This is a genomic window from Pseudomonas sp. PHC1 (assembly GCF_046487845.1).
Lineage (GTDB): Bacteria > Pseudomonadota > Gammaproteobacteria > Pseudomonadales > Pseudomonadaceae > Aquipseudomonas > Aquipseudomonas sputi.
Map to the genome: position 1 here is coordinate 41,725 of NZ_JBJXHJ010000031.1, position 6,983 is coordinate 48,707.

The following is a 6,983-nucleotide window of genomic DNA, read 5'->3' on the forward strand; positions in this document are numbered from 1 at the left end:
AGCGATGGGGCCACATCAATCGCTACATAAACCACGGGTTGAGCCGCGCTCGACCAGTACTGGCGCAAAATCCAGTGTCCGTGCCGCTTCATCATCCCCACGCAACCGCTTGAGCAAACACTCAAACGCCCGCGCACCCATCTCTTGTGTCGGCTGGGCGAGGGCGGTGATCCCGCTGCCCACCAACGGATACCAATCCAGATCATCCAGCGCGATCAGCCCGACATCCTCAAACAACCGGCAGCCAATCTCGCGCAAAGCCAGGGTGCAGGCGAGCGCCGCCACGCCGTTGGCGCAGAACAGGACTTTAGGTCCCGAAGCAGGTGTGTTCAAAAAGGCTTGAAGGTCGTTCGCAAGGCTCGAGCCGGTTTCCAGCACCGAGCCATTTATGCCTTGGCGCTGGGCAATCTGTTGCTGAAAACTGCTGACCCGCTCGATCCGCGAACTGGTGCCGTCATGAGGTTCGGTCACCAGCAGCACATGGCGATAGCCGCGCTGCTCAAGATGCGTGAGTGCCATTTCGATGGCTTGCGGGTTGTTCAGTCCGACCATGTCGCTGTCGAGCCCCTCGACCTTGCGATCCACCAGCACCAGCGGCATTTCCCGTTTCAACTCATCCAGCTCATCCCGGTGATGACCGAGGGTGTTCACGATCAACCCTTCGATGTTGTACGAGCGCAACAGCGCCAGGTGCTGGCGTTCCTGCTCGTCATCGCGGTCGGTGTTGCACACCACGAGGCTGTAGCCGTGCCGGCGGCAGGCGGTTTCCACCCCGTGCATCACGGCGATCGAATAAGGGTTGCGGATATCGGCCACCAGCATGCCGATCAGGCGGGTGCGGCCGCGTTTCAAACCTCGGGCCATCTGGTTCGGACGATAACCGAGTTCGGCAATCGCCTGCTCGATGCGTTGGGCAATGGCGTCGGAGAGCAAGGCGCGGTCGTCGCCGATGAAGCGCGAGACGCTGGCCTTGGAGACGCCGGCGTGTTCGGCGACGTCGAGCATGGTGACGCGGCTGCGCTGGGCGGCGGAGAAGTCGTTCACGATCAGACCTATTTTTGGAATTATGCTTTGAAACCGGTTTCAGAAAACACCACGCATTGGCCTGCGTCAAGTGCCAATTTTACTTTCAGGAAGCGGGTAAAAGCGACGGACGGTAGCAAGACCTGTCAGATCTGACAGTAGGCAAACATTACCGGTGAGCCTTTAATTCAAATAGACAACAAATTAGCCCTTGAACGAATTCGTATCAAACGGGAATCCGCTATGTCGCTGAATAACGGAGAAAGATCATCCGGCGTCCTGCTTGCCGACCCGCCAACGGTCGACGGCATTCCCGAAAGTGACCCGGACGGGAACGTACCGGCAGATGTCTTGATCAATGGCGGCACGGCGCGAGTCAAGCGTTGGCCAAACTATGCTGACCAGCCAAACAAAACAGATGAACTTTTAGTTTATTGGGATCTCGATGGAGACAAGAAGACGATTTATCAAAAAAACCTTGATGGGCCGATTACTGAGCTTGAGTTGCCGATAGCACTGGACGCAGATCTTTTTGCAAAGAATGGTACTGCAAAACTCTATTACTCTGTCAGGGCAGTTAAGCCACTGCCTGGGAATAGAGTTGATTCGCAAGAAAAAAAGCTGACGATCGATCGCAGCATCATTCCGTTGCCAAAATTATTGCGTCCAATTTTTCCAGATGCAGATATTTGGGGGCAGTTGCATTGCAGTTCTAATCGGCCTATATGGATCGGGGTTTTTGTTGTGGTGCCTTTTCAAGGCTTCAAAAAAGACGATATTTGTGAGTGGGTATGGAAAGGGTTTTCGGTGCCAACGAATGATGATAGATATTTTGTTGAAAGTACATTTGGGCAATTCAGTTATACATTGTCCGAAGTTGATGCAAATAATAGAAGCGGGTTTGAGTTGCCGTTGATTCCATTTGATCCCCATGTCAAACCCTTGATCGATAATTGTGCTGGCTCTGTGGTTTATAAAATAAAACGAGCAGGAGCTTATGTCGGGCAGTCATGGGTTGGCGTCGTGAAAATTCATCGTAGACCTGCCGGCCAACTAGATCCCTGCGACCCACCATAGAAAAAGTATTATAAGAATCCTGACCAGCTACTGCCATTGATAAGCTGAAGCTATTGCCTTTGATGGTGGCAGAGTTGAATTGGGTTTTGTGAGTTTTATCCTTGCTTGTCGTATTGGTCGAAAATCAACATGGAGCATGATAAATGAACGCTAAACAGCAGCTTGGTGAAATTGATCGGTTAGCCTTTGAAACCCGCTCGATTGGACCCTTGGCCGGTTTGCCACCGACCGTGCTTGATAAAGTGAGTGATACCGATAAACGGATAGTTGCATCAAAACTTTTACCTGGCGAAAAGATTTCCGTGGAGTTGTTACTATGGGAACTTCAGATGGAAGGTGACGTGGTTGAGGTCCAAACGACTCGCGCCAATACCAATAACTGGACAGTCCAGCTTAGCTTCCCTGCCGGGCCTATCGCAGATCGGCCGCCTAAGTATGTTGTCCAAATCCCAACCGATAATCTTGTTGAGGACAATCCACCGGCTACACCTACCGAGTGGTGGGTCCGCTATCGCGTGAGACCCCCATTTGGTAATCCTTGGAATTCGACCCCTACCCCATTCATTGTCGACCGTCGAGCCCCTTACCAAGCTGTTCCGGGTGGTTCGAAATCGCGTCCTCCGGTACCTGTACTGCCCACATTGTCTCCCGGTGGAGTCATCGATGAGGATTTTATTGAACGCAATAAAACAGGCATGGTGGTTACGTTTCCTGTTAACTATCAAAATCGGATTGCGGCCGACAAAATCCTGTTTTATATCAGCGAAAGGTACACTGCTGTCAACAACGAGCCACCTCTTTTTGACGGCACCTTCAGCGACACGGCAGGTGTTGGGAGTATTACCATCGCAATTGAAAAGGTCATGCAACTGAGTCCAAGAGCCGTTTATGCATACTATATTCTGGACGACGGTGCAGCTAAGGCGGGTGAGTCGGGAAATCGCAGTGCATTATCCTTCGCCGTAGGGTTGAAAGTTATTTTCAAGCCACTGCCAGTCATTGATAAACCTGTTGTTCCACTCGCAAATACGGATAAGTTAATTGATCTAAAAGATTGCGGGGTCGGCGTCACTATTCAGCTGAAAAGAGTTGAGAATGTGCTGGATGATGATGATGTAAAGCTGGCATGGAATGGAAAGGATTTAGGCACGGAACCGTTTGGTCCGGATGATCCACATGTTCGGGTTGTTCCATACTCCGTTATTGAAGAGTCATATTATGAAGGCGGAGCTGATACCGACGGTAATGTTCCCGTCACGGTAGATGCCACGTTATTGCGCGGCGCGGGAACGGTGAGTACTTCGTTTCTTGATGACATTTTTGAAAATATCTACTATCCAGGACCGATCAACCCTACTGATCCAGTTCCTCCCAATGCACAATTGAGCGCGGCTCATATTACCAGTACTGCGGTCCCTGATATTCTTGAACCTGTAGATTACAATAAGGATCAGACGGTTACTATCACGCTCCCGAATGATCCGGATAAGCCAGTTAAAACGGGCCAGCAAATCTTTGGAGAGTACGCCGGTGTACGATTTGGTCCGGAGTTTTTGAAAGATGGAGACACTTCCATCACGATGAATTTGCCTTGGAAAACGATTGATGATGGAGGTTTTGGCGCGAATAAACCGCTTCAATGGTTCTGGTCTGATATAGGTGGTGTTAACGAAAATCCCTCCCCCATCACTCAAGTTACCAATAACGCGATCATTGTCGATTTGGTCAAGCCGGTGGTCGAGAGAGAATACGAGGATGAGGATATCATTCTTTGCGACGATCTCAAGGAATCGGATTTCCGTTTAAAAGTTCATATTCCAGGTAATCCAACTCATCTGAAGGTCGGCAGGAAGGTCACTCTTCATGCTCAGGGTTACCGGGATCCAGAGATGACTCAGCAGTCGCCGGAAACCACGTTTAAGTCAGCGCCACATACTATAGCGGATCCGGAGGGCGCTAACGGCTTCGATATGATCATTGAGCCTTATGATCCCGTTATCAGAAATATTCCGGTACCGCCCCCATCCCCTGTTATACCGGGCGACTACCTGGGCTATTGGAAAATCTGGTACTCGTTGGAAATCAACAGCACTGATTACAATTCGGCAGAATTTACAAGCAAGATCAGTCTGGTGAATCCACGTGGGGAATACTGCGAGGAGGCTTAAGACTCTGCCTGCTGACGCTCGTCATCTCATAGAAAAATCCGTTTTGATGCCGGGCGTTGCACAGATTAGTTCACTCACGTTTTAAGGAGATTTCTGAGTTATCAAGAGGACTTCTCCTACATCAGAGCCTCGCTGAGGGTCAGTAACCTTACCGACCCTTGGTAAGGCGATTCTGATGTGGTGCGCCGAACCTTCTTTTTGAAGTTAATAATGGTAGTTCCCCATGTGTTCGAGAAACGATCCCTTCGTACAGCATAAAATCCTTCGAGGATTTCCGTATCTCGCTTTATTTCTGTTGTCCCTGCCTCACGCACAAGCTCGCGCATTGAATCCCGGAGAACTGGAAACGATCTTGCCTTCGTCGGCGGTGGAAAGCTGGCATCTGGCGAACGGATCGATCTTGACCAGCAATGGTGCCAGCACATTGGAAATCACGATGCAGGGCGGGACGCTGAATGCCAACGGAGGCCAGACCCAGCAAATTGATGCCGTCGATGGTGGATCGGTCAACCTCGATAACGTCACGGTCACCGGTGTCGGGGGCTTCGTGACGTTGTCACTGGCGAATAGCTCTGCGGTTATTTCGGGATCGACGATTTCCGGGAGGCTAATCGGCTTACAAGCCGTGCGGGATGTCGATACCCAAACCGGCTCAATCGTAGATATGCGCGACAGCACCGCTAGCGGCACCACCGGTGGGGCTTTCGTGACTTCGTACAGCGTTTTGAACTTGACGAACAGCACTCTGGAAGGTACGGGCGCATCGAGTTTTGGCCTCACACTGGCCGGTGGCTCTGCGAATCTGAGCGCTGGCTCAAAGATCATTGGTGGTCTCAATGGTGTTGCCTATCAGAGAGATGGCACTGATGAACAGTTGAGCAGGCTGGTTCTCGACAACTCCAGTGTCGAGGGTAAAAGCGGAGCGGCGATCATTGCAGATATCGGCAGTAATCCGTTGGGACCACTCGAAATCAGCGTATTGAATGGCTCGACGTTGATTGGCGGCAATGGCTCGATACTGGAAGTGGCAGGTGGGACGTCCGTCGATTTCAATGTTGTCAACAGTAACCTTAGCGGAAATGTTGTGGTGGCGTCTGGCAGCACAGCAACGGTCAGTCTGGACTCTAACGCTTCTTTGAAAGGTAATCTGCAGAATGTTTCCAGACTGAATCTGGACAATCAAAGTAGCTTTACCGGAATTTTTCGAGGCGATGCAATCAAGGGTTCCAATATAACGCTTGATAATGGCTCGACATTTACCGGTGACGTTGAAAATGTATCGAGTTTCGCACTGAACGACTCGACCTGGGTCTTGACTGGCAATAACCAGGTTGGTCGGTTGGCCATGAATAACGCAACACTCGATTTTGGTGAGGGTGCGGGATTTTACCAACTGGATGTCGGTAATTTGTCCGGCAATGGCACTCTCAAGATGGCCACGGACTTCGGCGGTCGCCAGACTGACTTTCTGAACGTGACTGGTAACGCTACGGGCGACTATCGAATCAACGTGAGTGCGACCGGCAGCAAGCCGTTGACCACCGAACCTATCCAACTGGTCAGGGTCGGCAGCGGTGACGCGAGTTTTGTTTTGGTCAACGGGGCCGTGGATGTCGGCGCGTTCACTTACAAGTTGTTTGATGAGGGCAACGGCTGGTTCTTGCGGCCTGACACTCAGGTCAGCACCAGTACTCAATCCGCATTGGCCATTACCAATACGGCTTCCACAATTATCGATGCTGAACGCACACTGCTTAATACCCGAATGGGTGATCGGCGCCTCAACTCAGGCAGTGGCGGAGTTTGGACACGTACCTACGGTAATCGCTATAGCGTCCAGGATGGCTATGGTGGTGGTTACAGCCAGACTCAGCAGGGCGTTGTATTCGGAGCAGATACGAAGCCGATGGACAGTGATTGGCTGTTCGGCGCGATGCTTGGCTACAGCAAGACTAGCCTTGATTTGAGGTATGGGAGTTCCGGTACTGTCGACAGTTACTCGGTAGGCGTTTATGCAACGAAACTCGACTCGCAAACCGGCTTCTATATTGATGCGGTCACGAAGATCAACCGCTTTGATAATCATCTGAAGGTCACCATGAGTGATGGTGTTCGCACCACGGGGGACTATGACAGCTATGGTTTGAGTGGTTCGCTTGAAGTAGGCAAGCAGTATGCACTGAACGATCGTTGGTTCTGGGCTCCCTTTGCTCAACTCAACGCGGCAGTTGTCTCAGGTAAACATTATTCGCTGGACAATGGTCTTGAGGTCGATAGCCAGTTGACCCGATCACTTGTGGCCAAGGGCGGCCTGTATGTGGGAAGCGAAATGGATTTGGGGAATGGACAGAAACTGCAACCTAGAGTCCGGGTCGCAATGGGGCATGAGTTCATCAAGTCCAATGAAGTCGGGATCAACGAAAGCCGTTTCAACAACGATACTTCTGCTACCAGCGTTGAGCTGGCAGGAGGGGTCAACTGGGCTCTGCCAAAAGGAGTGCAGTTGTTTGCCGAGGCAGGTTCAAGCCAAAGCAAGACTGTCAAGCAGGATTACAATGTGAGCGCGGGTATCAGCGTGGCGTTCTGATCAGGCTTTGCAGTAAAAAAGGAGGCAACCGCCTCCTTTTTTTGTGAAGAGTGTCCCGTCCTGAATAAGGTTTACACCTTCTGATCTATTTTCAGGAGGACGTAATGGAAACGGCTAAAAGGCGTAGT

4 protein-coding genes are annotated in these 6,983 nt (G+C 51.2%); 3 read left to right on the forward strand and 1 reads right to left on the reverse strand.

All coding sequences use genetic code 11. The annotated features are described in order from the left end of the window. Positions 1-15: 15 nt before the first annotated feature. The gene (locus tag ACKJSM_RS26815; RefSeq protein ID WP_410239338.1) at positions 16-1,044 is read right to left on the reverse strand and encodes a LacI family DNA-binding transcriptional regulator; all 1,029 of its coding nucleotides are present in this window, start codon (positions 1,042-1,044) and stop codon (positions 16-18) included. A gap of 222 nt (positions 1,045-1,266) precedes the next feature. On the opposite strand from ACKJSM_RS26815, the gene ACKJSM_RS26820 reads away from it, so the two are divergent. From ACKJSM_RS26820 to ACKJSM_RS26830, 3 genes are all read left to right on the forward strand, one after another. Continuing rightward, positions 1,267-2,100 carry a hypothetical protein gene (locus ACKJSM_RS26820; protein WP_410239339.1) on the forward strand — a complete coding sequence of 278 codons (834 nt, stop codon included), beginning with the start codon at positions 1,267-1,269 and terminating at the stop codon, positions 2,098-2,100. 143 nt (positions 2,101-2,243) lie between these two features. Continuing rightward, entirely contained in the window at positions 2,244-4,268 is a 2,025-nt protein-coding gene (locus ACKJSM_RS26825; RefSeq protein ID WP_410239340.1) for a hypothetical protein, read from the forward strand. A gap of 223 nt (positions 4,269-4,491) precedes the next feature. Beyond that, on the forward strand, positions 4,492-6,855 hold the full coding sequence (locus ACKJSM_RS26830; RefSeq protein WP_410239341.1) for an autotransporter outer membrane beta-barrel domain-containing protein: 2,364 nt from the start codon (positions 4,492-4,494) through the stop codon (positions 6,853-6,855). The last annotated feature ends 128 nt before the right edge of the window (positions 6,856-6,983 follow it).